Source organism: Acidiphilium acidophilum (assembly GCF_033842475.1).
Lineage (GTDB): Bacteria > Pseudomonadota > Alphaproteobacteria > Acetobacterales > Acetobacteraceae > Acidiphilium > Acidiphilium acidophilum.
The window spans coordinates 1,836,617-1,860,910 of sequence record NZ_JAWXYB010000018.1 but is presented as its reverse complement, the minus strand read 5'-3'; the positions used below and the strand labels follow the sequence as shown (position 1 = coordinate 1,860,910).

At 67.2% G+C, this 24,294-nt stretch carries 24 protein-coding genes; 20 read left to right on the top strand and 4 right to left on the bottom strand.

The genetic code is table 11. The features are described from left to right. Nucleotides 1-57: 57 nt before the first annotated feature. From SIL87_RS11525 to SIL87_RS11510, 4 genes are all read left to right on the top strand, one after another. Nucleotides 58-522: a J domain-containing protein gene (locus tag SIL87_RS11525; protein WP_319614328.1), complete on the top strand. Its 465-nt coding sequence runs from the start codon at nt 58-60 to the stop codon at nt 520-522. Between the two features lie 71 nt (nt 523-593). Next, entirely contained in the window at nt 594-2,528 is a 1,935-nt protein-coding gene (gene acs, locus SIL87_RS11520; protein WP_319614327.1) for an acetate--CoA ligase, read from the top strand. Nucleotides 2,529-2,554: 26 nt separating this feature from the next. After that, entirely contained in the window at nt 2,555-2,923 is a 369-nt protein-coding gene (locus SIL87_RS11515) for a lysozyme inhibitor LprI family protein (protein ID WP_319614326.1), read from the top strand. 8 nt (nt 2,924-2,931) lie between these two features. Next, nucleotides 2,932-3,786: an alpha/beta fold hydrolase gene (locus SIL87_RS11510; protein WP_319614325.1), complete on the top strand. Its 855-nt coding sequence runs from the start codon at nt 2,932-2,934 to the stop codon at nt 3,784-3,786. Nucleotides 3,787-3,936: 150 nt separating this feature from the next. On the opposite strand, the gene SIL87_RS11505 is transcribed toward SIL87_RS11510, so the two are convergent. Further along, on the bottom strand, nt 3,937-4,914 hold the full coding sequence (locus SIL87_RS11505; protein WP_319614324.1) for a M14 family metallopeptidase: 978 nt from the start codon (nt 4,912-4,914) through the stop codon (nt 3,937-3,939). A gap of 124 nt (nt 4,915-5,038) precedes the next feature. Between SIL87_RS11505 and SIL87_RS11500 the strand changes: the two genes are divergently transcribed. The 6 genes from SIL87_RS11500 to SIL87_RS11475 all read left to right on the top strand — a co-directional run bounded on the left by SIL87_RS11500 (nt 5,039) and on the right by SIL87_RS11475 (nt 12,878). Then, nucleotides 5,039-6,235, top strand: a complete 1,197-nt coding sequence (locus SIL87_RS11500) for a glycosyltransferase (protein ID WP_319614323.1) — start codon at nt 5,039-5,041, stop codon at nt 6,233-6,235. A 31-nt stretch (nt 6,236-6,266) separates the two neighbouring features. Continuing rightward, nucleotides 6,267-7,259 (top strand): mitochondrial fission ELM1 family protein, encoded by a 993-nt coding sequence (locus SIL87_RS11495; protein ID WP_319614322.1) that lies wholly within the window; start codon nt 6,267-6,269, stop codon nt 7,257-7,259. A 4-nt stretch (nt 7,260-7,263) separates the two neighbouring features. After that, nucleotides 7,264-9,153 carry a hypothetical protein gene (locus tag SIL87_RS11490; protein WP_319614321.1) on the top strand — a complete coding sequence of 630 codons (1,890 nt, stop codon included), beginning with the start codon at nt 7,264-7,266 and terminating at the stop codon, nt 9,151-9,153. A 63-nt stretch (nt 9,154-9,216) separates the two neighbouring features. After that, nucleotides 9,217-11,904 (top strand): AsmA family protein, encoded by a 2,688-nt coding sequence (locus tag SIL87_RS11485; RefSeq protein WP_319614320.1) that lies wholly within the window; start codon nt 9,217-9,219, stop codon nt 11,902-11,904. Between the two features lie 6 nt (nt 11,905-11,910). Beyond that, nucleotides 11,911-12,606 carry an ATP12 family chaperone protein gene (locus SIL87_RS11480; RefSeq protein ID WP_319614319.1) on the top strand — a complete coding sequence of 232 codons (696 nt, stop codon included), beginning with the start codon at nt 11,911-11,913 and terminating at the stop codon, nt 12,604-12,606. Further along, nucleotides 12,603-12,878 carry an acylphosphatase gene (locus SIL87_RS11475; protein WP_319614318.1) on the top strand — a complete coding sequence of 92 codons (276 nt, stop codon included), beginning with the start codon at nt 12,603-12,605 and terminating at the stop codon, nt 12,876-12,878. Before SIL87_RS11480 ends, SIL87_RS11475 begins: the two co-directional genes overlap by 4 nt. 25 nt (nt 12,879-12,903) lie before the next feature. Here SIL87_RS11475 and SIL87_RS11470 read toward each other — a convergent pair whose 3' ends face one another. Together SIL87_RS11470 and SIL87_RS11465 are read right to left on the bottom strand one after the other, a co-directional pair. Further along, a complete protein-coding gene (locus SIL87_RS11470; RefSeq protein WP_319614317.1) occupies nt 12,904-14,253 on the bottom strand; it encodes an ATP-binding protein in 1,350 nt (449 codons plus the stop codon). After that, entirely contained in the window at nt 14,250-14,969 is a 720-nt protein-coding gene (locus SIL87_RS11465) for a response regulator (RefSeq protein WP_319614316.1), read from the bottom strand. Before SIL87_RS11465 ends, SIL87_RS11470 begins: the two co-directional genes overlap by 4 nt. Here SIL87_RS11465 and SIL87_RS11460 point away from each other — a divergent pair. The 4 genes from SIL87_RS11460 to SIL87_RS11445 all read left to right on the top strand — a co-directional run bounded on the left by SIL87_RS11460 (nt 14,959) and on the right by SIL87_RS11445 (nt 18,625). Further along, a complete protein-coding gene (locus SIL87_RS11460) occupies nt 14,959-15,138 on the top strand; it encodes a hypothetical protein (protein ID WP_319614315.1) in 180 nt (59 codons plus the stop codon). The genes SIL87_RS11465 and SIL87_RS11460 overlap by 11 nt on opposite strands. Before the next feature lie 340 nt (nt 15,139-15,478). After that, nucleotides 15,479-16,609, top strand: a complete 1,131-nt coding sequence (locus tag SIL87_RS11455) for a type III PLP-dependent enzyme (RefSeq protein WP_319614314.1) — start codon at nt 15,479-15,481, stop codon at nt 16,607-16,609. Between the two features lie 72 nt (nt 16,610-16,681). Then, nucleotides 16,682-17,404 (top strand): dienelactone hydrolase family protein, encoded by a 723-nt coding sequence (locus SIL87_RS11450; RefSeq protein ID WP_319614313.1) that lies wholly within the window; start codon nt 16,682-16,684, stop codon nt 17,402-17,404. 6 nt (nt 17,405-17,410) lie between these two features. Then, nucleotides 17,411-18,625 carry a hypothetical protein gene (locus tag SIL87_RS11445; protein ID WP_319614312.1) on the top strand — a complete coding sequence of 405 codons (1,215 nt, stop codon included), beginning with the start codon at nt 17,411-17,413 and terminating at the stop codon, nt 18,623-18,625. Between the two features lie 183 nt (nt 18,626-18,808). Here SIL87_RS11445 and SIL87_RS11440 read toward each other — a convergent pair whose 3' ends face one another. Further along, a complete protein-coding gene (locus SIL87_RS11440; RefSeq protein WP_319614311.1) occupies nt 18,809-18,967 on the bottom strand; it encodes a hypothetical protein in 159 nt (52 codons plus the stop codon). Between the two features lie 484 nt (nt 18,968-19,451). Between SIL87_RS11440 and SIL87_RS11435 the strand changes: the two genes are divergently transcribed. Genes SIL87_RS11435 through SIL87_RS11410 form a run of 6 tightly spaced genes read left to right on the top strand, consistent with a single transcriptional unit; the run spans nt 19,452 to nt 24,293 of the window. Beyond that, nucleotides 19,452-19,637, top strand: a complete 186-nt coding sequence (locus SIL87_RS11435) for a Flp family type IVb pilin (protein ID WP_319614310.1) — start codon at nt 19,452-19,454, stop codon at nt 19,635-19,637. Between the two features lie 15 nt (nt 19,638-19,652). After that, complete coding sequence (locus SIL87_RS11430; protein WP_319614309.1) at nt 19,653-19,871, top strand: Flp family type IVb pilin; 219 nt, start codon at nt 19,653-19,655, stop codon at nt 19,869-19,871. Nucleotides 19,872-19,910: 39 nt separating this feature from the next. After that, nucleotides 19,911-20,756 (top strand): Flp pilus assembly protein CpaB, encoded by an 846-nt coding sequence (gene cpaB, locus SIL87_RS11425; protein ID WP_319614308.1) that lies wholly within the window; start codon nt 19,911-19,913, stop codon nt 20,754-20,756. Continuing rightward, nucleotides 20,753-21,988, top strand: coding sequence for an AAA family ATPase (locus SIL87_RS11420; RefSeq protein ID WP_319614307.1), 1,236 nt, complete (start codon nt 20,753-20,755; stop codon nt 21,986-21,988). Before cpaB ends, SIL87_RS11420 begins: the two co-directional genes overlap by 4 nt. Next, nucleotides 21,988-23,343, top strand: a complete 1,356-nt coding sequence (locus tag SIL87_RS11415) for a CpaF family protein (RefSeq protein WP_319614306.1) — start codon at nt 21,988-21,990, stop codon at nt 23,341-23,343. Before SIL87_RS11420 ends, SIL87_RS11415 begins: the two co-directional genes overlap by 1 nt. Then, nucleotides 23,340-24,293, top strand: a complete 954-nt coding sequence (locus SIL87_RS11410) for a type II secretion system F family protein (RefSeq protein ID WP_319614305.1) — start codon at nt 23,340-23,342, stop codon at nt 24,291-24,293. The genes SIL87_RS11415 and SIL87_RS11410 overlap by 4 nt, the downstream gene beginning before the upstream one ends. Nucleotide 24,294: the final 1 nt, after the last annotated feature.

The window sequence follows — 24,294 nt, the reverse complement described above, 5'->3', positions numbered from 1 at the left end:
TTTGATGGCTTCGATGGTGCCGGATGACAACCTACCCTCGCAGCGCGGCGCCAAGCGGTGACTTCTGACCTCGACCGGCTGATCATCGCCGGTGTGCTGGCGCTTGCCGCGCTCGCCGTCCTGTTCTGGCCCCAGGCCGATGGCCGGCGGGACTGGCATCACGGGTTGCGCCACCCCGCTCTGTGGGTGCTGCTCTCGCTGGCAGTTAGTTTCGCCGCCACCGCCATCCTCCGCCACGGTGTGGTGGTGCTCGGCATCCTGCCGTTCATCGGCGCGCTATGGCCGGGCAGCACGGCGCCCGCGAAATCGGAACCGCCGCCCCAACCCCGTGCCGCCGCACCGCCCAAAGTCATGTCGCGCTCCGAGGCGCTGGAGGTGTTCGGCCTGACCCCGAGCACCACGCGCGAGGAAGTGCTGGAAGCCTACCGTCACATGCTATGGTTCGCCAATCCCGAACATGGCGGGTCGGACTGGCTGATCGACAAGCTGAACGAGGCGCGCGACGTTCTGCTGAAGCACTGAACGCGCTTCCCGGCCCTTCCGATCCGGGCCGATTCTTGCCATACTGGCAGCAACCAAGCCGGAGGAAGCCAATGTCCCATCCCGAACGCGTCAAGGTCATGCCGGAAATCGCGGCTCACGCCCTGGTCAACCGCGCCCAGTACGACGATATGGCGGCCCGCGCCGCCGCCGACCCCGATGCATTCTGGGCCGCCGAGAAGGACCGGATCGACTGGATCACCAGCCCGACCAAAATCAAGAACACCAGCTTCACCGGCGATGTCTCGATCAAATGGTTCGAGGACGGCGTGCTGAACGCCTCGGTCAACTGCCTCGACCGCCACCTCGCCACGAGGGGCGATCAGGTCGCGATCATCTGGGAGGGCGACGACCCGAACGAGAGCAGACACGTCACCTACCGCGAACTCCACGCCGACGTTTGCCGCATGGCCAACGTGCTGGTCGCGCTGGGCGCAAAAAAAGGCGACCGCATCACGATCTATATGCCGATGATCGTGGAAGCCGCCGTCGCCCTGCTCGCCTGCGCGCGGATCGGCGCGATCCACTCCGTCGTGTTCGGCGGCTTCTCGCCGGACAGCCTCGCCAACCGCATCCAGGATTGCAATTCCAACATCTTGATCACCGCCGATGAAGGCCGCCGTGGCGGCCGCAAGGTTCCGCTCAAGACCAATGTCGATGCCGCCTTGAAATCCTGCCCGATGCTCAAATCCGTCCTCGTGGTCAAAGCAACCGGCACCAGCATCGCCATGACCGCGGGCCGCGACGTCTGGTACCACGAAGCCGCCGCCGCCGTCCCCGCCGAGTGCCCGCCCGAGCCGATGAAAGCGGAAGACCCGCTGTTCATCCTCTACACCTCCGGCTCGACCGGCAAACCCAAGGGCGTGCTGCACACCACCGGCGGCTACATGGTCTGGGCGAGCTTCACCCACCAATACGTGTTCGACTATCACGAGGGCGAGATCTTCTGGTGCACCGCCGATGTCGGCTGGGTCACCGGCCACACCTACATCGTCTACGGCCCGCTCGCGAACGGGGCCACCACCCTGATGTTCGAAGGCGTGCCGAACTACCCCGATACCTCGCGGGTCTGGCAGGTCGTCGACAAGCACAATGTCAACATCTTCTACACCGCCCCCACCGCGATCCGCGCCCTGATGCGCGACGGTGATGCCCCGGTGAAGCGCACCTCGCGTGCCTCGCTCCGCATCCTCGGCTCGGTCGGCGAGCCGATCAATCCGGAAGCCTGGTACTGGTACAGCCACGTCGTCGGCGACGATCGCTGCCCGGTGGTCGATACCTGGTGGCAGACTGAAACCGGCGGCACCCTGATCACCGGCCTGCCCGGCGCGATCGACCAGAAACCCGGCTCGGCCGGCCTGCCGCTACCCGGCGTGAAACCGCTGATCGTCGATGCCGAGGGCAGGGAGTTGCACGGCGCCACCGAAGGCAATCTCTGCCTCGCCGATAGCTGGCCCGGCCAGATGCGCACCGTCTACGGCGACCACGATCGCTTCATCCAGACCTATTTCTCGACCTTCCCCGGCTATTACTTCTCGGGTGACGGCGCGCGCCGCGACGCGGACGGATATTACTGGATCACCGGCCGGGTCGATGACGTCATCAATGTCTCCGGCCACCGCATGGGCACCGCCGAGGTCGAATCCGCCCTCGTCGCCCACCCCAAAGTCGCCGAAGCCGCCGTCGTCGGCTTCCCGCACGAGGTCAAGGGCCAGGGCATCTACGCCTACGTCACCCTGATCAGCGGCGAAGACCCCACCGACGATCTCCGCCGCGAACTCATCATCTGGGTCCGCAAGGAAATCGGCCCGATCGCCGCGCCCGATGAAATCCACTGGGCCCCCGGCCTGCCGAAAACCCGCTCGGGCAAGATCATGCGCCGCATCCTCCGCAAGATCGCCGCCAATGAAACCGAAAGCCTCGGCGACATCTCGACCCTCGCCGACCCCAGCGTGGTGGAGGACCTCGTGGCCAACCGCGCTGCATGAGCCACCCCCCAAGGCGGAGCCTGAGATTGGGCTTAAAGCTTGGCTGCGCCGCCCTCGTCGCGCTCGCAGCCCTGCCGGTTACGGCGCGGGCCCAGACTCAACTCGAAATGAACCAGCAGGCGCAAGCCGATTACACCCTTGCGGATGCCCGCCTCAACGCGGTCTACACCCGGGTCATGCACGATCTCGCCCCATCCCGCCGCCCCCTGCTCATCGTGGCCGAACGCGACTGGATCACCTACCGCGACGCCGAATGCGCCTATCGAACCTCGGGCTCGATCGGCGGATCGATCCATCCGCTTGAAGTTCTCACCTGCCGCACCGAACTCACCCGGGCCCGCGCCCGAACGCTCGCGCGGTCCGACTGCAGACAAGGCGATCCCGCCTGCCAATAGGAGACGATATGAAACACATGATCGACCACGAGGCCGGCAAGGTCCATCGCGTGCTCGGCTCCGGCGGCGTCGGCCTCCACGTCCGCGAATGGGGGCCCGAAGGCGCCCAGCCGATCCTGTTCATCCACGGCTGGTCGGCGGCCTACCTCTCCTGGCACAACCAGTTCGACTCGCCGCTCCGCGAGGCCTACCGCATCGTCTGCATGGACCTGCGCGGCCACGGCTTCTCCGACAAACCGCTCGACCCCGAAATGTACCAAACGGGCGCGCACTGGGCCGACGATATCGCCGCCGTCATGATCGCCCTGAGCCTGAAAAAGCCGGTCCTGGTCGGCTGGAGCTATGGCGGCTTCGTGATCGGCGACTACCTCGCCCGCCACGGCACCAAAAACGTCGGTGCGGTCAATTTCGTCGGCGCCGCCGTCATCTCGTCCAACCCGCCCCGCCACATCGGTGAAAGCTTCATCGACGGTGCCCTGATGGCCGCCAGCGAAGACCCCGCCGTGATGATCGAAGGCGTCCGCCACGTCGTCCACGCCACCACCTACAAACCCCTGCCGACCGCCGATATCGAACGCGCCATGGTCGTGCTCGGCCTCACCCCGCCCGCGATCCGCGCCTTCCTGCTGATGCGCACCCTCGACTTCACCGAGGCTCTGGAAAACCTCGACCGCCCGTGCCTGATCTCCCAGGGCGACGAAGACGGCATCGTCCTGCCCTCGATGGCCGAACACATCGCAAACCACGTGCCGGATGCCAAACTCTCCCGCTACGCCGCCTGCGGCCACGCCCCCCATCAGGAACACCCGGCCCAGTTCAATGAGGAACTGGCGATGTTGGCGGCGCGGGTGGGGCGGGATTAGAAGGTGAAGAAAGAGTTTCTTTTTTGGAAAAAAGAAACAAAAAACTTCTGTTAATCGGGACTGGGGCGGTTTCAACAACTGCGGCCCGGCGGAGCGAAAGTTTTTTGCTTCTTTTTTACAAAAAAGAAGCCTTCTTCTCCTTACCGTCCCTCAACTAAACCGCGCCAACCGCACCGCCGTATGCCCCCGCCCCGTCCGGTGGCTCGGCATCACCATCAGGCAGTCGTCATAGGGTGTGCGGATTTCCGCCGATCCGTCATGGGCGAGCAGGGTTCCTCGTGCCGGGATCACCTCGCCGCCCCGGAACGGTCGCACGAAGGCGAAGCGTCCGGTGGTGGCCGTGATCACCCGGGTCACCTCGGCGAAACGCGGCGGCGGGGGCGTCGTTTTGGTGTCCGGTCCGGCATCGAGCATCCCGGCATGGTGCAGCAGCGCGGTCACGCTCGCCTGCATCTGCGCCACCGTGGGCGTCCGCCAGTGCTGCCCGGCCTCGACCAGCACGGAGGCGGCATCGCCGGTTGCGGCGGTGAAGCGCGGATAATCGATCAGCCGCCGCCCGCCGGCATGGCCGCCATCGGCCACCACCAGCCCCGGCGTCCCGATCGCGAGCGCCAGCGCCTTGCTCCGCGCCCCTTCGCCGCACAGCAGCAGCGGATCGGAGGGCCACAGCATCGAATGCAGGTCGAGCACCCAGTCCACGGTATCGATGATCGGGCGGATTTCCCGCGCCCGATCAAGTTCGCGTGAGCGGCGCGGCCCGTCGAGCGTGGCCTGATCCCACACCCGGTTCATATCCTCGTCGATGAAGCGCGACGCGATCGGATTTTCGGCGTCGAACCGCGCGAAGGCATCGAGATTGGCAAATCCCAGCGTCAGCCGCCCGCGCGTCGGCCGCAGTTTCGACCGCAGCATCGCATCGAGCACGATCGCACCGCCCAGTTCGTTGCCGTGGATCAGCGCAAGGATCAGCACATGCGGCCCGGAGCGCGGCGCGGCGAAACTGGTGAATCCCCGCACCCCGGTATTGCCCGCGAGCCAGGGCGAGAGGTCCGGCGGCGCGAGTTCCACGGTGAAGCGCGGCAATTCCGGTGCCGCCGAGCCTTGCACGAGGCTGGCGATTGCGTCCATCACGCCTTCCGCACCCGACACATTGATCCCCCAGAACGATAACCCGAAGCACAACCCCAGACATACGCCATGAATGCACTCTACCCCGAGATGAAATTGCTGCAACCGTCGGCGCGACATTCCGATGGCTGAAGGTATCGGCCCGGCGCACGCCTTGTGGCGCGCCATCCCGCCCGGCCCGCGCCGCGGGGCACTTCACGCCGCCTGCCGCCTCGCAGCACCGCGCGCGGACGCCCATTCCCCCGCCACCAGCACCGGCATCGTCACCATGGGCGAAATGACGCGCAATTCGGGCCTCGGCGAAGCCGCGCGCCTGCTCCATGCCGGCATCGCGCGCTGCGGGCTGGATCGCGGCGCGATCGATCTCGGCGTGCTGCGCCGTCCGATCCCGGCCCGCGCGGCACCCGATGCCGCATTGCTCCTTCACGTCAACGCGCCCTCGATCCCGCTGATGCTCGCCCGCGCGCCGCGCGATTTCCTGCGCGGGCGCCGGGTGATCGGCTTCTGGAACTGGGAACTTGCCACGCTGCCAACCGCATGGGGCAGGGCAGGGGGCTACATCCACGAAATCTGGGCACCCTCGGCTTTCACTCAGGCGGCAATCGAAACGCGCTATCCGGGCCGGGTCCGGCTGGTGCCCTATCCGCTCGCCGCGATCGACCTGCCACCGGCCAGCCCCGACCGCGCCCGGTTCGGCGTGCCGGATGGTGCCGTGATGACGCTGGTGATCGCCAATCTCGGCGCGAGCTTCGCCCGAAAGAACCCGCTCGCCGCCATCGCCGCCCACCGCGCCGCTTTCGGCGACCGCACCGACCGCATCCTGATCGTCAAACTCGCGGGCGGTGCGGCCTTTCCCGCCGACATGAAAACCCTCGCCGCCGCCATCGCGGGCGCGCCCAATATCCGCCTGATCGACGACTCCTGGCCCGCCGAACGGCTCCGCACCCTGCTCGCCAGCGCCGACATCCTGCTCTCGCTCCACCGCGCCGAAGGCTTCGGCCTGGTTCCCGCCGAAGCCATGCTGCGCGGCATCCCGGTCGTCGCCACCGGCTGGTCCGGCACGCTGCAATTCATGAACCACGACAGCGCCTCTCTGGTCGCCCACCGCCTCGTCCCGGTGGCGGATGCGCGCGGCACCTATGCCGACGCCGCCGCCCTCTGGGCCGAACCCGACATCGGCGATGCCGCAAACCGCCTCCGCGCCCTGGCCGATGACAAGGCCGCCCGCCACGCTCTCGCCGCACGGGGCAGGGCAGGGGTCACCGCCGCTCTGGGCCTCGCGCCACTCGCCGCCGCCCTCGCCGCGAGCGGGATCAGTTGACGAAACCGGGAGCCGGACCCAAAACGCCGCCATGGCCGCATCGATCCTGACAAGTGCCGACCGCGCTACGCTCACCGCGCCAAACCTGCCCACCCTGACCGCGCGGATTCTGTGCACCGACCTTGCCGGGCTGCGCTCGCAGGCGCTCGGCCTCGCCGAAGCCGCCGGCTTCGCGACCGACTGCCGCACCATCGTGCCGAAAACCCCGTGGAACTACCTCTCGCCGATGCTCTGGCCGGATGCCCGCTGCGCCGTCGCCCCCGCCGCCCTCGCCCCGCCGGACGGCAACCTGCTGATCGGCGCGGGCGGTGCCGCCGCACGGCTGATCGCCGCCCTGCGCAGGCCGGACCTGCCCGGCGTGATCATCCAGCACCCGCGCATGGACCTCGACCGGTTCGATGTCGTGCTCGCCGCGAAGCATGACGACATCACCGGCCCCAACGTCATCGTCACCCGCACCGCGCTGCACCGGGTGAACGAGGCGGTGCTGGCCGAGGCCCGCGCCCGCTGGGCGCCGGTATTCGCCGCTCTGCCGCGCCCGCTGGTCGCCGTGCTGATCGGCGGGTCGAATGGCCGCTACCGGCTCGATACCGCCGCCGCGCGCGCCCTCGGCGGCGGGCTCGCCGCGATGATGGATGCCGACCGGGTCGGCCTGATGCTCACCCCCTCGCGCCGCACCGATGCCGCCGCCCGCGCCGCCCTGCACGAGGCTCTGGCCCCGCGCGGTGCCTATCTGTGGGACATGACCGGCGAGAACCCCTATTTCGGCATGCTCGCTTTGGCCGACGCCATCGTGGTGACCGCCGATTCGGTCTCGATGGTCTCCGAGGCGGTCGCCACCGCCGCCCCGGTGATGCTGGCGCGGCTGCCGGGCAAATCGACCCGGATCGGCGCGTTCATGAACGACATGATCGCCTGTGGCCGCGCCCGCGACTTCGCGGGACGGCTGGCGATTTGGCCCACAGCCCCGCTGAACGACACGCCGATGGCGGCCCAGTCCCTGCGCCGCCTGCTGGGGATCTGACCCGATGCTTGAGATCGACACGTTCGACAATCTGCGCGGCGGCAATGCCGTCTACAAGGCGCTCGCCCACCCGCTCGCCGCCGCCCGGCTCGCGGAACTGGTCGCCGAACTCAACGCCACCGGCCCGGTCGCAATCTACGACCCCGAACAGATTTTCGCGCCGTTGCGCGCCCTTGCCCCGGAATTCGCGGTCGAAGGCGTCTACGTTCACGACACGCTGGCGATCGGGGCACCACGCGGCGGCATCGCCGCCCGCCCGCTCACCGAGATTGCCACCACCAAAGCCCGCACGGTCCTGATCGCCGCCTTCGATGCCCACCGTCTCGCCGAGCGCCTCAAGCCACTGCTGCCGCACGGCACCCCGATCCACACGCTCGATGCCGTCCGCCTGCCCGAGACCATGCTGACCAACAGGCGGCGCTACCTTGACCCGCTCAATTTCGCGACGAATTTCGCCTTCTTCCGCGATGACGACCATATGGCGACCCGCCTGGTCACCGCGAATTACTGGACCGGCTATGGTGGCAGAAACATCCGGCTCTGGTGCCGCCTGTTCGATGCCGACGGCACGGTGCTGGCCGATTTCGAACGCCCGATCCCCGATCACGCGGGCACGATCGAGCTTGCGAGCGGCGATGTCCGCCGCGCCCATAATCTCGGCCCGTTCACCGGCCAGTTGTTCATCCACGCCATCGGCGTCGCCGGGCACGATGTGGTGAAATACGCGCTCGACACCTACGCCACCGATGGCTCGGACAGCCTGTCCTGCACCCATGATGCCAATGCCTGGCCCTCCGAGCGCTTCGCCGGACTGCCCGCCCCGCGCGATGACGAGCGTGTGGTGCTGTGGCTCCAGAACAGCCACGCCGTGCCGATCGCCCCCGGTGCGGTCAGCCTCGACCGGATGGGGGCGGAAACCCCGGTGCCGCTCACCGCGCCGATCCCCGCCTTCGCCACGCGCGCGATCGACGTCGCCGATCTTCTGCCCGATCTCCGCTGGCCCGCCCAGATCGAACTCCGCGCCGGTCGCCACGTCGTGCGCCCGCGCTACGAGGTCACCCGCATGGGCCGCACGAGAATCGCCCATGTCAACGTCGAACGCGCCGACCTGAAACCCGATCCCACGCTGCGCACTCTGTCGCCTTTGCTCGGGCGCGGTTTCCTGCTGCCGTTCCCGGTTCTGCCCCGCCGCGACTTCACCTCGATCGCCCTGCCGACCCCGATGGCCCATACCCAATCCACCCTGCCGATCCGCCTCGAAATCTTCGCCCCCGACGGCACCCAGATCGCCGAACGAAGCTACGGCGCGCTGCCGCGCGACCACGCCTTCGCGATCGACCTCGACGACATCCTCACCCCCGACGCCCTGCCCGAAGGCGGCCACGCCGAGCTGATGTACGATTTCTCGCAGGGCGGCGAGGCCGATGGCTGGCTCCACGGCCTGTTCCGCTACGAGCGGCGCGACGGCACCCACGCCGCCGAAACCAGTTTCGGCGCGCATATGTTCAACACGCTGATGACCTGGAAGGGCGAGCCGCAATCCTATGCCGGCCCGCCGCCCGGCCTCTCGACCCGGCTGTTCCTCGATCTCGGCAGGCCCGACCGCCAGAGCTTCTGCGTCCTCGCCTACCCGTCATCCGCCCCGTGGCACCGGCACTCGGCCACCACCCTGATCCTGCACGACGCCACCGGCATCCCGGTTGCCGAACGCGCGCTGGAAATCGCCTGTTCCGGATCTGCAACGGTCGAGCCCTGGTCGATCTTCACCGAGGCCGAACTCGGCCGCGCCACCGGCGGCTACGTCATCATCCGTGACGCCACCTGCCGCCTGTTCGGCTATCACGGCAAGCGGAGCGGCACGCGGATCTCTTTCGATCACATGTTCGGCTTCTGAATTAATCGCAATACAACCCTGCGCCGCTCGCCGCGTCGCGGGAAAGCCCCTATGCGGAATCCCATGCAAAGACCCAGCCGCGCCTCGACCCCGCCCCGCCGCTCGACCGGCCGCATCGTCCTGATCGCGATCGGGCTGGTCATCGTGGTGCCGGTCGCAGCACTGCTCATCTTCGTCGCCACCTTCAACCCCAATCGCTACAAGCCCGAAATCATCGCCGCGGTCGAACGCGCGACCGGGCGGCAGGCAAGCATCACCGGCAATCTGCGGATGCGCCTCTCGATGGTCCCGACCATCTCGGCAACCGGCATCACCCTCGCCAACCCGCCCGGCTTCGCCGATGCGAACATGGCAACGCTCCGCCGCGTCCAGGCGCAGGTCGCGCTACTGCCCCTGCTCAGCCACCAGATCGACATCGTCAAACTCGACCTGATCGACCCCGCGATCACGTTGGAATACGGACCCACCGGCACACCGAACTGGCTGTTCGCCCCGGATCAGCCGACCTCGACCGCATCATCCGAGGCTGCCGCGCCCTCCCACGCCAACCGCATCGCCCTGCAATCGGTCTCGATCGAAAACGGCACCATCACCTACAAGCCCGCCGCTGCGCCAATGGGCACCGGCACCCTCGCGCCCTTGGCCGCGCCATCCGCCCCGCGCGTGCTGACGATCACCCATTTCACCGGCAGCGCCGCCGCCCTCGGCGCGCCGCTCCACCTCGATATGCAGGCGCAATACGATGGCGCGCCCTTCACCCTCACCGGCACCACCGGCCCGGTCTCGCGCCTCACCGGCGGCGGCACCGGGGCGTGGCCGATCGATCTCACCCTCGGCGCGCAGAACGCGACGCTCGCGCTCAAAGGCAGCATCGCGCACCCGCGTCACGCCGAGGGCTACGTCCTCGCGGTCCACGCCGTGATCCCGGACCTCGCCACGCTCGACACCTATGCCGGCGGCTACCGGCTCCCGCCGCTCAAATCGGTCGATTTCAAAGCCCAGATCGCGCAAGCCGACGCACCGGCCGGCGGCCACCCCGCCGAACTGCCCAATGTCACCAACGCCAGCCTCACCGCCGGCGCGTCCGACCTCGCGAGCTGGCGCAAGGGCCTCGCGATCACCTCGCTCAACGCCACGATGGCCTCGTTCGACCAGCCGCTGAACCTCGCCCTCGCCGGATCATATCAGAACAAGCCGGTCGGGCTCGAAGGCACCGCCGGCCCCCTCGGCCCGATCCTCGCGGCCGCCCTGGGCAAACCGCCCGAAAAACCCGCCGCAACCACCACCCCGGCCCCCACGACCCCGGCCGACGACCGCTTCGCCGTCAACCTCGCCGCCAAGGTCGGCAACGCCACCTTCGGCGTCGCCGGCGGCATCGCCACCCCGGCGAAGCTCGCGGGCGTCGCACTCAAACTCACCGCGCGCATCCCCAACCTCGCCCATCTGTCCGATCTCGCCGGCGAAGCCCTCCCGGCCTGGACGAATATCGGCCTCTCCGGCCTGCTGACCGATCCCGGCGGCCAGGGCCTCAACCGCGCGATCGGCCTCGACAGCCTCGCCGTCACCGCCGATCAGGGCCAGTTCGGCGGCGCATTCAGCCTGATCCGCGGCAAAATCCCCGACCTTCAGGCCGTGATCAACGCGCCCCGCATCGACCTCACCGCCCTGCTCCAGGCGATGCCGAAACCCCATTCCACCACCACCACCACGACCACCACCACCATCCCCCCCGCCGCCAGCCGCGCGAACAACGTCATCCCCGCCACCCCGCTCCCGTTCAACCTGCTCCGCCAGGGCGACGGCAACGTCGAACTCACCATCGGGCAACTGATGTATGACGGTGCGACCTACGACGCGATCACCGCCCACGGCCTCCTGCATCAGGGCGTGCTGACCATCCGCCCGATCACCGCCGAACTCCCCGGCGGCGCGGTCACCGGCACGCTGAATGTCGATGCCACGGCTAACCCGCCGAAAATCCACCTCACCTCATCCGCCCCCGCGTTCCGCCTTGCCCCGCTGCTCACCGTGATGGGCCTGCCCAACGCCGCCGGGGCGACCATGGCGCTCTATGCCGATCTCGGCGGCGAGGGCAATTCGCTGCGCGGCATCGCCGCCACGCTCGATGGCTCGCTCGGCGTCTCCACCGTCAACGGCGAGATCGACGGTGCCCTGCTCGCCCGCCTGTTCGGCTCCTCCCTCAGCGCGGTCGGCCTGCCCGCCTCGCTGGTCGGCGCCCAGGGCCCGGTCATGGTGCGCTGCTTCGCCGGGCGGCTCGATGCGACCAACGGCCTCGCCAGCGTCCGCGCCCTCACCCTCGATTCCAGCCGGATGTATCTCACCGGCACCGGCACGCTCGATCTCGGGGCCGAACGCCTCAACCTGATCCTGCGCCCGCAGGTCCGGGTCGATAACGGGCAGGCACCGATCCCCGTCGCCCTGCGCGGCACCTTCGCCAACCCCCACGCCGGCATCGCCCCCGCCGGCGATTACGACGCGACGGTCGCCTCCCTCGCACAGCAACTCGGCCGCAACCACCAGACCGTGCTGGGCCGCCTCGCCCAGAATCTCGGCATCACCCCGCCGCCCGCCAGCCCGCAGAGCTGCACCGGCGCGCTCGCCCTGGCCCGCATGGGTCATCCCGGCCCGATGCCGAGCGGCCCCGGCTACGATGCCGCCGCCCCCGCGCCGACCACCGGTGCCGCCCCCGCCAGCGGTCCGCAGAACCTTCTGCAATCCCTGTTCCGCTGACCCGCGATGCGCCGGTTCTGGACCGAAGTGACCATCGTGCCGGAATCCGGCGGCTTCGCCCTGCGGCTCGACGGCAAACCGATGCGCCTGCCCGCGAGCGGTGCGCTCACCATCCCGCACCGCCCGCTCGCGGACGCCATGGCCGCCGAATGGCGTGATGCCCCGCCGGTGATCGGCCCCGCCGACCTGCCGCTCACCCGCCTCGCCACCGCCGCCACCAGCCAGATTGCACCCGACCCCGCACCGCTCAGCGCCAATCTCCTCGCCTATGGCCGCACCGACCTGCTCTGCTACCGCGCCGACGCCCCCGACAGCCTGATCGCCCTGCAACACGCCCAATGGCAGCCCTGGCTCGACTGGGCCGCCGAACGCTTCGCCGCCCGCCTCGAAACCACGCACGGCATCGTCGCGATCACCCAGCCCGAGGAAGCGATCCGCGCCCTCGCCCGGGTGCTCGCCACGCAGGATCACTGGGCGCTCGCTGGCCTCGGCGTCGCGGTCCCCGCCCTCGGCAGTCTGATCCTCGGCCTCGCCGCCATCACCGGCGCGCTCTCCGCTTCCGCAGCCCACGACCTCGCCCGCCTCGATGAAGACTGGCAGGAACGCCAATGGGGCACCGATGCCGAATCCACCGCCCGCCGCGCCCTGGTCGCGCGCGATATTGCATCCGCGGTCAGTTTCGTTAATCTCACCCGGGCATGATCGCGAAAACCCTGGTGGTGAGCGGCCGCGTGCAGGGCGTGGGCTTCCGCGACTGGATCACCACCCGCGCCCGCCGCCTCGGCCTCGCCGGCTGGGTCCGCAACCGGCGGGACGGCACGCTCGAAGCCCTGATCGCCGGGGATGACGCCGCGGTCGAGGAACTCCTCCGCGCCTGCCGCAAAGGCCCGCCGGGCGCGGATGTCACCGCCATCACCGAGGATTTCGCCGAACCGCCAACCGAACCCGGCTTCTTCAAGCGCCCGACCGCCTGACCCGCTCACCGCCTGACCGCCTCACCTAGGTCGGCAGATACACCGTCGCTATCAGCCCCTTGCCACCCGACCGGTTCGCCAGCGTGATATCCCCGCCATGCGCCCGAATCGCATTCCGCGCGATCGCCAGCCCCAGCCCGCTGCCCCCGGTCTCGCGGTTGCGACTGGTCTCCACCCGCCGGAACGGCTCGAACACCCGCTCCAGCTCGCCCGGCGGAATCCCCGCCCCGTCATCCTCGATATCGATCCGCAACGTATGATGCCCGGCCTCGTGCAGCGTCACCCGCGCCGCATCGCCATACTTCACCGCATTGCCGATCAAATTCGCAAACGCCCGTTTCAGCGCGAGCGGCCGCCCCCGCAGCGTGCAATGATCCGGCCCGGCATAGCGCATCGCCGCCGCGCAATCGGGCGCGATATCCGAGGTCTCGTCGATCACCGTGCGCAGCAGCGTCGCCAGATCGATCGGCACCGAAGCCTCGGTCTGCGCGACATCCCGCCCGAACGCGATGGTCGAGGCCAGCATCGCCTCCAACTCGTCCAGATCCCCCAGAAACTTCTCCCGCTGCGCCTCGTCCTCCAGAAATTCGGTCCGCAGCTTCAACCGCGTGATCGGCGTGCGCAGATCATGCCCGATCGCGGTGAGCAGAAACGTCCGGTCCTCGACGAACCGCCGGATTCGCGCCGCCATCGTATTGAACGCCACCGCCGCCGTCGCAATCTCGGTCGGCCCGCTTTCCGGCAGCGCCGGGGCGTGCTGAATGTCGCGCCCCAACTGCTCCGCCGCCTCCGCCAGCGTCCGCACCGGCGCGGTCAGCCGGAACACCGCCCAGAAAATCAGCACCGCCCCCAGCCCGAACATCACCAGAAACGCAGTCGCAAACCCCGGCGTCGCCCAGGGCGGCGTCGGGCGGAACGGACTTTGGATCGTCAGCCACCCCTGATCCGGCAATTCGAAACTCATGATCAGCAGCGGCGGTTCCACCGCGCCGCGCATCAGCACCCGCCGGGGCCGCATCCCCGGCGGGGTCGGAAACGCGAGCAACGCGCCCCGCAAAATCTGGCGCACCGGCAGCGGCAGGTCGAAACTCCCCGAAAACGGCGGAATCGGATCGAGGCTGATCACATCCCCCTTCACCCCCTGCGCCGTCGCCACGATCGCCGCCCGCCGGTCCTGCGGCTCCAGCACCACCCGCCGGTACAAAATCGCATCCCGCGTCGCAATCTCCCGCTCGGTGATGATATGATTGAGCGCCATCTGGTTGACGGTATGAATCCCGAGCCCGATCGCCTGCATGATCGCAAACCCCACCAGCAGCGTGATCGCGGTGCGCCAGGCCAGACTGGCCGGCCACAGCCGCAGCCGTCCGATCATGTCCGCTCGACCGTCGCGGCCAGCACATACCCCCCGCCGCGCACGGTCTTGATCAGTTGCGCGTTCCGCCCGTCATCCTCCAGCTTGCGCCGCAGCCGCGAAATCGCGACATCGATCGCCCGGTCGAACGGCCCCGCCTGCCGCCCGCGCAGCAAATCCAGCAGCATGTCGCGCGTCAGCACCCGGTTGGGCCGATCCAGCAGCGCCAGCAACAAATCATACTCGCCCCCGGTCAACGCGACGTCCACGCCCTGCGGATCGACCAGCCGCCGCCGCGCCGTCTCCAGCGACCATCCGGCAAATTCATAAAGCCGGGCAGGGGCCTCGCGCCCACGCTCCTCGCCTTCGCCCACCCGCCGCAGCACCGCCCGTATCCGCGCGACCAGCTCACGCGGATTGAACGGCTTGGTCACATAATCATCCGCCCCGAGTTCGAGCCCGATGATCCGGTCCGGCTCCTCGCCCATCGCGGTCAGCATGATGATCGGCACCTGGGTCTCGGCCCGCAGCCACCGCGCGACATCCAGCCCCGATTCGCCGGGCAGCATCAAATCCAGCACCACGAGCTGATAATGCCCGTTGAGAAACGCCCGCCGCGCCTCCCGCCCATCCCGCGCCGCCGTCACCCGAAACCGCTGGCGTTCGAGAAACCGCGCAAGCAGATCGCGGATCTCCCGGTCATCATCGACCACCAGAATATGCGGCATGGTTTCCATGGATGTTACAATAGCGCGCCGAGACGCGGCAGGGCAGGGCACCAAACATTTCATAGTGTTGCTGGAACAACCGCCGACTGCCGCTCCTATTGAACAGGCGATCGGGGGAAGCGAGCCAAGCGAGAAAGCGCTTCTTTTTTGGAAAAAAGAAGCAAAAAACTTTTTTTGATCTGGTTCCCGGTCGTTTCATCGGCACGGACCCGAGGAATCAAAGTTTTTTTGCTTCTTTTTTTACAAAAAAAGAAGACTGCCTGCTTCCCCTCGGCCTATCCTGTCCCTTCGCCCCGACCAATTTGTCACTTGCAATACCCGCATGATGGGTTTATCGGCCCCGTCACGCAGCAACTCCATGTGCTGCGCACGCAGCAACGCACGTGCCTCTGCCCTCTCGGGGGTTACGCAACGACGTCAAGCGTTCTGGCATCCGTCTGGTCGCTGGTTCGTTCGACCGTTTCGCAACCTGCTTTGCGCCTGATCGCAAAGCTCTGACCTGGGAAGGGAGTGGGTTCATGACCCCTAAACTCGCCCGTTTTATCGACTCCGGTGTGCTGGCCACCCCGGCAATCGTGATCGACCTCGACCGCATCGCCGCCAATTTCGGCGCGCTGCGCGAGGCCCTGCCCGATGCCGCGATCTATTACGCGGTCAAGGCCAACCCCGCCGCCCCGGTGCTCGACCGCCTGCTCGGCCTCGGCTCGCGATTCGACGCCGCCAGCATCGAGGAAATCCGCGCCTGCCTCGCCGTGGGCGCCGCACCCTCCGCGATCAGCTTCGGCAACACCGTCAAAAAATCCAGCGCCATCGCCGAAGCCTTCGCCAGCGGTGTCGATCTCTTCGCCTTCGATTCGGACGAGGAACTGGCCAAAATCGCCGCCGCCGCGCCGGGCGCCAAAGTCTATTGCCGCCTCGCCGTCAGCCAGGACGGCGCGGACTGGCCGCTCTCGCGCAAATTCGGCACCACCGGCGCCCATGCGCGCGACCTGCTGATCACCGCGCGCGATCTCGGCCTGATCCCCCACGGCGTGTCCTTCCATGTCGGCAGCCAGCAAACCGGCGTCGGCGCCTACCAGACCGCGATCGGTCAGGCCGCGATGGTCTTCTCCGACCTCCGCGCCCGGGGCATCGACCTGCGCCTGCTCAACCTCGGCGGCGGCTTTCCCACCCGCTACCGCGACGACATCCCCGCGATCGGCACCTTCGGCGACGCCATCATGACCTCGGTCCGCGCCCATTTTGGCAACGACCTGCCCGATCTCCTGATCGAGCCGGGCCGCGCCGTGGTGGCCGATGCCGGCGTCGCGGTCACCGAAGTCGTCCTCGCCTGCACCCGCCGCGAAGATTCCGATCGCCGCTGGGTCTATCTCGATATCGGCCGCTTCGGCGGCCTCGCCGAAACCGAAGGCGAGGCCATCAAATATGCCATCACCGCCCCCGGCCTCACCGGCCCCGACGCGCCCGCCATCCTCGCCGGCCCGTCCTGCGACGGGGTCGATGTCATGTACCGCGACACCCCGTATCACCTGCCCGCCAGCCTCAAATCCGGCGACCGCATCCTGATCCACGACACCGGGGCCTACGTCACGAGTTACGCGAGCCAGGGTTTCAACGGTTTCCTTCCGCCGCAGGAACACTATCTCTGATCGAGGCGCGCGGCCCCCAGTGCCGCGTATACAGTGCCACGTATCCATTCAACCTGCGCTGAGGAAACCCTTATGACCGATAAAATCACCACGACCACCGGCAGCATCGAGCTCAAAGCCGCCGATGGGTCCGGCAGTTTCAAAGCCTACACCGTCACTCCCTCGACCCACCCGACCGGCGCGGTCGTCGTCATCCAGGAAATCTTCGGCGTGAACGACGCCTTGCGCGCCACCTGCCACGAAATCGCGGAAATGGGCTTCATCGCGGTCGCCCCCGACCTGTTCTGGCGTCAGGAACCCGGCGTCGACATCACCGACAAATCCGAAGCCGAATGGAAAAAAGCCTTCGCCCTGATGAACGGCTTCGATCAGGACAAAGGCATCGAAGACCTCAAAACCACAATCGCCGCCGCCCGCAAACTCCCCGGCAGCACCGGAAAAGTCGCCACCGTCGGCTTCTGCCTCGGTGGCCGCCTCGCGGTCATGATGGCCACGCGGTCGGACGCCGATCTCAACATCTCCTATTACGGCGTCGCCCTCGACAAGCTGGTCCCCGAATTCGGCAACATCAAGCACAAGCTCATCGTCCACATGGCCGAGCAGGACGAGTTCGCCAACGCCGAAATCCGCGCAGCCGTCCTGGCCGGTGCCAAGGGCAAGCCCGAAATCGAAACCCATGTCTATCCCGGCGTCCAGCACGCCTTCGCCCGGGTCAACGGCGTGCATTACGACCGCCGCGCCGCCACCATCGCCAACGGTCGCACCGCCGAAGCCCTGGTCGCCGCGCTGAGCTGAGCTGAAATGATCCCCCGCCGCACGATCCTCGCGGGGCTGCTTGCCACCCCCGCGATCGGCCGTGCGGCAACCCTCCCGCCGCCCGCCGCCGCCCCGCCCACCGATCTGCCCACAACCCTGATCAACACGATCCGTGCGCAGCTCGACGCCATCCCCCCCGGCCCCGCGCTGCTCGCCAGCTACCCCGACCGCACCGCAAACGCCCGCTATCCCAAATTCGCCCCCGCCAATAATCCCGCCGCCTACACTTACGACAACGCCCTCGCCGGCCTCGCACTCATCGCCGGCGGCCACGCCCTCCACGCCGCCCGCATCGCGGACGCCTTCGAACTCGCCCAGGCCCACGACCCCAATTATTCCGATGGCCGCCTCCGCAACGCCTACCGCGCCGGCCCCGTCGCCATCCCGGTCGCCCTGCCCGGATGGTGGGACGCCGAGGCCAATATCTGGGCCGAAGACCCCTATCAGGTCGGCAGCGAAACCGGCCCGATCGCCTGGGCCATCCTGCTCTGGACCGCCCTGCGCGACGCCGGCGTCAACAGCGACCGCTACGAAGCCGCCGCCGCCCGCGCCGGCGACTGGATCGTCACCAACTGCGCCAACGCCCACGGCTACACCGGCGGCGTCTTCGGCTTCCCGCCGGACCAGCAGAAACTCCGCTGGGTCAGCACCGAACAGAACACCGATTGCGCCATCGCCTTCGCCCGGCTCTACCGCCCGAACCGCGCCGCCCACGCCGCCCGCTTCGTCCGGTCCATGAAAAACCCCGCAACCCACCTCTTCAACGCCGGTCTCACCCCCAACGGCGCAAACAACCCCCTCCTCGCCGCCGACGCCAATATCTGGCCCACCCTCGCGGGCCTCACCGACGCCGCCTCCCTCGCCCCCGCCATCGCCCGCCTCGGCTGGCCCCGCACCGATCCAGCCGGAATCGGCTTCAGCACCGCCAGCCAGGGCGTCTGGATCGAAGGCACCGCCTTCGCTGCCCTCGCCCTCCACCGCGTTGGCCAACCCGCCCCCGCCAACCGCTTCCTCGCCACGATCGCGAGCCAGATCAGCCCCTCCGGCCTGCTGTTCACCACCAGCGTCCCCCGCCTCGCCACCGGCCTCACGGTAGGCCCCGGCGCCGATTCGGAACGCTTCGACTACTACCGGGTTCCCGCCCTCGCCCCGACCGCATGGGCGGCGCTGGCTATGCTTGCGGCTGATCCGCTGGGGTAGGGAAGGGGAGGGAAGGCAGGGTTCTTTTTTGAAAAAAAGAACCAAAAAACTTTTTTGAATCTGGGTCCGTGCCGGTGACAACGCCCGTGCCCCAGAGGAGCGAAAGTTTTTGTGCACCTTTTTTTCAAAAAAGTAGCCCTTCTTCCCTTCACTGACTTTCTCACCCCCCGTCCCATGTGATTATTAGCCTGCGTGTCCAGCACCGCACCACCTCACCCCATTGATGCCGCCGCTGTCATCGGCAAGCTTATCCAGATCCTTCAGGATCTTCTGGCCGTCCTCGCGCACAAGCATCCCGGGCTGAACTTCGCCTGCCGACACCTCGATTCGTTCATCACCCAACTCGCTGACCTCACCTTCCCGCGCCCGTCAGGCGCACCGGCGCACCCGTTCGAATCGAACGCGCCTGCCAGCACGTTGCGCTGCACCGCCGTATCACCCCCGCCGTGCCCCGCACCGGCCAAACGCGCCCCGCATGTCCCCACACCAGCAATCCCGGCATCGCCACCGCACGATCACCCGCGCGCCCGGCCACTGCCGCCCCCGATCTCCCGATGTCGCAAAAAATCGCCCCACCAAGCGAAGACTTCGCACGCCTATTTTGTTACGATATAGCAACAAAATAGGCGAAAAGCGCGCATAAATCCCCTTCCGCCCCCATTTTTCCCCGCACCGATTAACCGTTTGGCAAGTTTTCCCTGTCTATATCGCCCCATGAATACCCAAGCCGTCGACCTTCCCCAAGGCACGGCCCGCCGGAAAAACCCCGGTCCCAGAATTCAACCAGCCGCCCCGGACCCCCCGCGCGGCCGAAGGAGACCTGACCATGCTCGACTACACCAAAACCTGGCTCGCCGTCCGCGGCATCCCCCTCTTCAACGACAAACGCGGCGTCACGGCGCTGGAATATGGAATGATTGCGGCGTTGATTGCGGCCGTTATTATCGGGATCATTAGTACGATCGGTGGTCAACTGAACACTATGTTCACAAGCGTAAGTCAAAACCTCTAGATTCGTTTTCCGAAGATGTCAGTTAAAGCTCTTACTTTAGGTGCCGTATTTAGGAATCATACAAGTCAGAGTATAAAAATGATGACTGAAGTATGTAAAGCGGACCAGCGAGGCGTAACTGCACTTGAATATGCCATGATTGCCGGATTGATAGCTGCGGTCATAGCGGGAGGCGTAACGACGCTCGGAACTCATCTGAACACCGCTTACAATAGCACCCGCGCGGCCTTCTGACGGAATCCGCGTCTTCGCCACGATCAAGGATTTTGACAAATGCTCCTCCGCCTATCCTTGTTCGTCGTCCTCGCTCTCGGCCTCGCCGGTTTCGGCACTGTGGCCTGGCTGGAACTTCATCCCGCCAGGCCACACATCGCCGCAGCCCCGAAAATCCTCATCCTCGCCACCGCCCATCCACTGCGCGCCGGCAGCCTGATCCAGCCCGCCGACTTCTCCACCATCACCGAATCCACCGCCACCCCGCCGCCCGGCACCGTGCTCGATACCCCGGCCAACCGCTCCGCCTATACCGGCGCGATGGTCCGCCAGCCGCTCGATGCCGGTGCGCCGCTCCTGATCTCCCAGGTCATCCGCCCCGGCGATCATGGCTTTCTCGCGGCCGTGCTCAAGCCGGGCATGAGGGCCGTCTCGGTCGGGGTCGACGCCATCACCGGCACCGCCGGCCTGATCTGGCCGGGAGACCACGTCGATCTCATTCTCACCCAGAGCCTCTCCGCCCCCAATCTCCCCCCGTCGAAAAGCGTCGCCGCCGAAACCATCCTGTCGGACGTCCGGGTCATCGCGATCGACCAGCGCCTGGTCCAGGGGGCCAACACCCACGGCAAGGAAGAAGCCCCCGCCCGCACCGTCACCCTCGAAGTCACCCCCGATCAGGCCGAACGGGTCGATGTCGCCGCCCATCTCGGCCCGCTCTCGCTGATCGTCCGTCCCACCGATCTCGCACCCGGTCCCATCCACCTCCCGCCGCCCCCGGTCTATAGCGGCCAGGTCTCCCCCGCCCTCGCCGCGGTCAGCGCCCCGATGTCTGGCGAAAGCATGACCATCTTCCAGGGGCCCGCCCAGCAAACCCAGTTCACCCCGCCGGGATCGACCGCCCAATGACCCCCGGAACCAGCCTGCTGTTCGATCCGGCAAGCGTGGAACCCCTCAGCCGCGACCGGCCCCTGTTCATGGGCTTCGTCCGGGATGCCGAAACCGCGCACATCCTGCGCGCCGCCCTCGCACCCGCCTTTCCCGCCGGACTGATCCTGCACACCGTGCCCTTCGCCGGATCGCTCGAACGCCTTGGCCAGATCGAAACCCCGCGCACCATCCTCATCGACATCAGCGGCGAAGACCAGCCGCTTTCCGCCATCCTGCAACTCGAAGCCGTGGTGGACCCCGGAACCCGGGTCCTCGTCATAGGCGACAATCGCAGCGTGAGCTTCTATCGCAGCCTCACCCGCAATCTCGGCGTCAAGGAATACCTCCCCAAGCCGCTCGACATCGCCATGGTCACGCGTGAACTTCTGCCCTGGGCGATCGGTGCCGAACCCATCGCGGAACTCACCCGTGGCGGCGCCATGGTCGCCCTCTGCGGGGCCGGCGGCGGGGTCGGCGTCACCACGATCGCGACCAACCTCGCCTGGCTGATCGGTGGTGAAACCCGTCGCCACACCATCCTCCTCGATACCGATCTCTATCGTGGCGGCGCCGCCCTCGCGGCCAACGTCCCCCCCAGTACCGGATTACGCAGCGCCCTCGAAGCGCCGGACCGCATCGACCCGCTGCTGATCGAGCGCGCCGCCCACCCCGCCACCGAGCGCCTTCACGTCCTCGCCGCCGAGGAAGCACTGAACGAGGTCTGGTCGCTCCGCCCCGGCGGCGGTCGCGCCTTGTCCAACGCCCTCCGCCAACGCTACAATTTCGTGATCGCCGACATCCCCGCCCGCCCGCTGGGTTTCGCTGCCGAAATCCTCGCCCTCGCGCAACAGCGCATCCTGATCCTCGAAGCCTCGTCCCAAAGCCTGCGCCACGCGAAACGCTGGATCGATCTCCCCGCCGGCGCGATGCAGACCCGTCGCCCGATCGTCATCCTCAACCGCTACCATCGCAAGCAACCGCTCTCGCCGAAGCTCATCGCCGCCGAACTCGGCAGCGAAATCGCCGTCATCGTACCTGATCTCGGCGCCAAAGCGGTCCGTGCGTCTGATCTTGGCGAAACCCTGGTCAGCCAGAAAGGCAGCTTCCGCGACGCGATCGTCAAGCTCGCCCGGCTGATCGGTGCCGCCCCCGGCCCACCGCCGGCCAAAGCCGCCGAAGCCGTGGCTAGCATTTCGATCGGGGCGCCGTGATGGACGGTGTACCGGTCTTCGGCCGCCGCCCCAGCGAACCCGCCCCGGTCACCGTCCCAGGCGTATCCGAGCCCACGCCCGGGCTGCGCAAGGAGGACGTCGACCTGATCCGCAGCCTCTGTCTCGCCAAGATCGATGCGTCGGTGATCGCAACCCTCACCCCGCCGCGCCTGCTCAATGCGGTCGAGATCATGCTCGCCGAGCTTGCGACCGAGCATCGCATCCAGCTCAACAGCCGCGAACAACATCAGATCGCGACCGAACTGGTCGACGACATGCTGGGCCTCGGCCCGCTCGAACCCCTGCTCGAAGACGAATCGATCACCGACATCATGGTCAACGGTCCGGAACGGGTTTTCGCCGAACGAAAGGGCAGGCTCGAACAATTGCCGGTCCGCTTCCGCGATTCCGCCCATCTCGCCAATATCTGCCAGCGCATCGCGGCCTCGGTCGGTCGGCGTGTCGATGAATCGAGCCCGATGGTCGATGCCAGACTGAAGGACGGCTCCCGCGTCAACATCGTTCTCCCGCCGCTCGCGATCGACGGTCCCTGCCTCTCGATCCGCAAATTCGCGAAAAAGCCGATCAGTTTCACCAAACTGATCGAATACGGCTCTTTGACGCCAGCGATCGCGCGCATCCTCGAAATCGCCGCCCGCTGCCGCCTGAACGTCGTGATTTCCGGCGGCACCGGTTCGGGCAAAACCACGATGATGAACGCGATGAGCAGTTTCATCGATCCTTCCGAGCGGATCGTGACCGTCGAGGATGCCGCCGAACTCCAGTTGCAGCAGCCCCACATCGTCCGGCTCGAAACCCGCCCGCTCAACCTGGAAGGCAAGGGCGAGATCAACCAGCGCGATCTCCTCCGCAACGCCCTGCGCATGCGACCGGACCGGATCATCATCGGCGAGGTGCGCGGACCCGAAGCGTTCGACATGCTTCAGGCCATGAACACCGGTCATGACGGTTCGATGTCGACCATCCATGCCAACAACACCCGCGATGCGCTGGCCCGGATCGAGAACATGGTCCAGATGGCGAGCATGGGCCTGTCGCCGCGCGCGATCCGGATGCAGGTCGTCTCCGCGATCAACCTGATCGTCCAGGTCGAACGCCAGCGTGATGGCGGTCGCCGGGTGATCCAGTTGACCGAAATCGCCGGCATCGAGGGTGAAACCCCGCTTCTTAACGACATCTTCAAATACGAAATGCAGGGTGAAGACGCGACCGGGCGACTGCTTGGCCGCTATATCGTCTCGCGCACCCGCTCCAGCTTCCATGACCGGCTGACCTATTTCGGCCTGGCGCGGCCCTGGGCGACGGCCCTGGAAGAAGCGAGCCTGATCCGATGAACCTACCGCTTCTGCTCATGTTCAGCATCGTCATGACCGCCGCCTTGCTGTTGCTTGCGGTCAACATGTTTCAGGGCGACCGCCTCCAGCGGCGCCTCGCCGGCCGCCTCGATCGGGTGACCAACGGCCTTGTCGTCTTCGAGACCGACCAGAAACCCAAAGCCGTCAGCCCTCTCGCGCGCTTCCAGGCCCCCTTGTCGTCCGCTCTGACAATCCTCGGCATCGATCTGCTGCGCGCCCGGGATTACCCGGCACCGTGGTGGCTCGTGTTCCTCGGCTGCATCGTCGTTGCCCGGTTGATCGTCATGCTGATCGCCATGGTGTTCGGCGGCCTCGGTCTGCTGCTCTGGCCGCCGATGATCATCCTGATTGCCCGAACCGTCTTCGGAACGCTACATGCGCGCCGGTCGACCGCGCTGCTCAACCAGTTTCCCGATACGCTGGCGACGATCGTGCGGTGCGTAAGAGTCGGCATCCCGGTGCAGGAAGCGTTGCGGATCGTCGGGCGCGATCTCAGCAAGCCCACCAGCGAGGAGTTCACCCGAATCGCCGATCAGGTCGCGATCGGCACACCGCTCGATCAGGCCCTGCGCGGCCTCGCCGAGCGCTCCCGCCTGCCCGAATACGGGTTTTTCGCGACCGCTCTCAGCCTGCAGGCGCGGGCGGGTGGCGGATTGGCGCAAACCCTCGAAACCCTGTCCGAAGTGATCCGCAAGCGTGTCGCAATGAAAGCGCGCGGCTATGCCATGGCGGCGGAGGCTCGTACGAGCGCATTGATTCTCGGTTGTATTCCCATTGTCGCGGGGTTGGGGATCGAACTGATCCAGCCCGCTTACCTCAACATTCTGTTCACCACCCGCAAAGGTCATGTCATTTTCGGTCTGGCCGTCGGCATGCTCGTGATGGGCAGCATGACCATGCGCTCGATCATCCGGCGGAGCCTGAGCTGAA

Excerpts from the sequence above, each read along its gene's own strand:
- acs (WP_319614327.1), top strand. The coding sequence starts at position 594 with ATGTCCCATCCCGAACGCGTCAAGGTCATGCCGGAAATCGCGGCTCAC.
- SIL87_RS11510 (WP_319614325.1), top strand. The coding sequence starts at position 2,932 with ATGAAACACATGATCGACCACGAGGCCGGCAAGGTCCATCGCGTGCTC.
- SIL87_RS11505 (WP_319614324.1), bottom strand. The coding sequence starts at position 4,914 with ATGGACGCAATCGCCAGCCTCGTGCAAGGCTCGGCGGCACCGGAATTG.
- SIL87_RS11500 (WP_319614323.1), top strand. The coding sequence starts at position 5,039 with ATGGCTGAAGGTATCGGCCCGGCGCACGCCTTGTGGCGCGCCATCCCG.
- SIL87_RS11495 (WP_319614322.1), top strand. The coding sequence starts at position 6,267 with ATGGCCGCATCGATCCTGACAAGTGCCGACCGCGCTACGCTCACCGCG.
- SIL87_RS11490 (WP_319614321.1), top strand. The coding sequence starts at position 7,264 with ATGCTTGAGATCGACACGTTCGACAATCTGCGCGGCGGCAATGCCGTC.
- SIL87_RS11485 (WP_319614320.1), top strand. The coding sequence starts at position 9,217 with ATGCAAAGACCCAGCCGCGCCTCGACCCCGCCCCGCCGCTCGACCGGC.
- SIL87_RS11480 (WP_319614319.1), top strand. The coding sequence starts at position 11,911 with ATGCGCCGGTTCTGGACCGAAGTGACCATCGTGCCGGAATCCGGCGGC.
- SIL87_RS11475 (WP_319614318.1), top strand. The coding sequence starts at position 12,603 with ATGATCGCGAAAACCCTGGTGGTGAGCGGCCGCGTGCAGGGCGTGGGC.
- SIL87_RS11470 (WP_319614317.1), bottom strand. The coding sequence starts at position 14,253 with ATGATCGGACGGCTGCGGCTGTGGCCGGCCAGTCTGGCCTGGCGCACC.
- SIL87_RS11460 (WP_319614315.1), top strand. The coding sequence starts at position 14,959 with ATGGTTTCCATGGATGTTACAATAGCGCGCCGAGACGCGGCAGGGCAG.
- SIL87_RS11465 (WP_319614316.1), bottom strand. The coding sequence starts at position 14,969 with ATGGAAACCATGCCGCATATTCTGGTGGTCGATGATGACCGGGAGATC.
- SIL87_RS11455 (WP_319614314.1), top strand. The coding sequence starts at position 15,479 with ATGACCCCTAAACTCGCCCGTTTTATCGACTCCGGTGTGCTGGCCACC.
- SIL87_RS11450 (WP_319614313.1), top strand. The coding sequence starts at position 16,682 with ATGACCGATAAAATCACCACGACCACCGGCAGCATCGAGCTCAAAGCC.
- SIL87_RS11445 (WP_319614312.1), top strand. The coding sequence starts at position 17,411 with ATGATCCCCCGCCGCACGATCCTCGCGGGGCTGCTTGCCACCCCCGCG.
- SIL87_RS11435 (WP_319614310.1), top strand. The coding sequence starts at position 19,452 with ATGCTCGACTACACCAAAACCTGGCTCGCCGTCCGCGGCATCCCCCTC.
- SIL87_RS11430 (WP_319614309.1), top strand. The coding sequence starts at position 19,653 with ATGTCAGTTAAAGCTCTTACTTTAGGTGCCGTATTTAGGAATCATACA.
- cpaB (WP_319614308.1), top strand. The coding sequence starts at position 19,911 with ATGCTCCTCCGCCTATCCTTGTTCGTCGTCCTCGCTCTCGGCCTCGCC.
- SIL87_RS11420 (WP_319614307.1), top strand. The coding sequence starts at position 20,753 with ATGACCCCCGGAACCAGCCTGCTGTTCGATCCGGCAAGCGTGGAACCC.
- SIL87_RS11415 (WP_319614306.1), top strand. The coding sequence starts at position 21,988 with ATGGACGGTGTACCGGTCTTCGGCCGCCGCCCCAGCGAACCCGCCCCG.
- SIL87_RS11410 (WP_319614305.1), top strand. The coding sequence starts at position 23,340 with ATGAACCTACCGCTTCTGCTCATGTTCAGCATCGTCATGACCGCCGCC.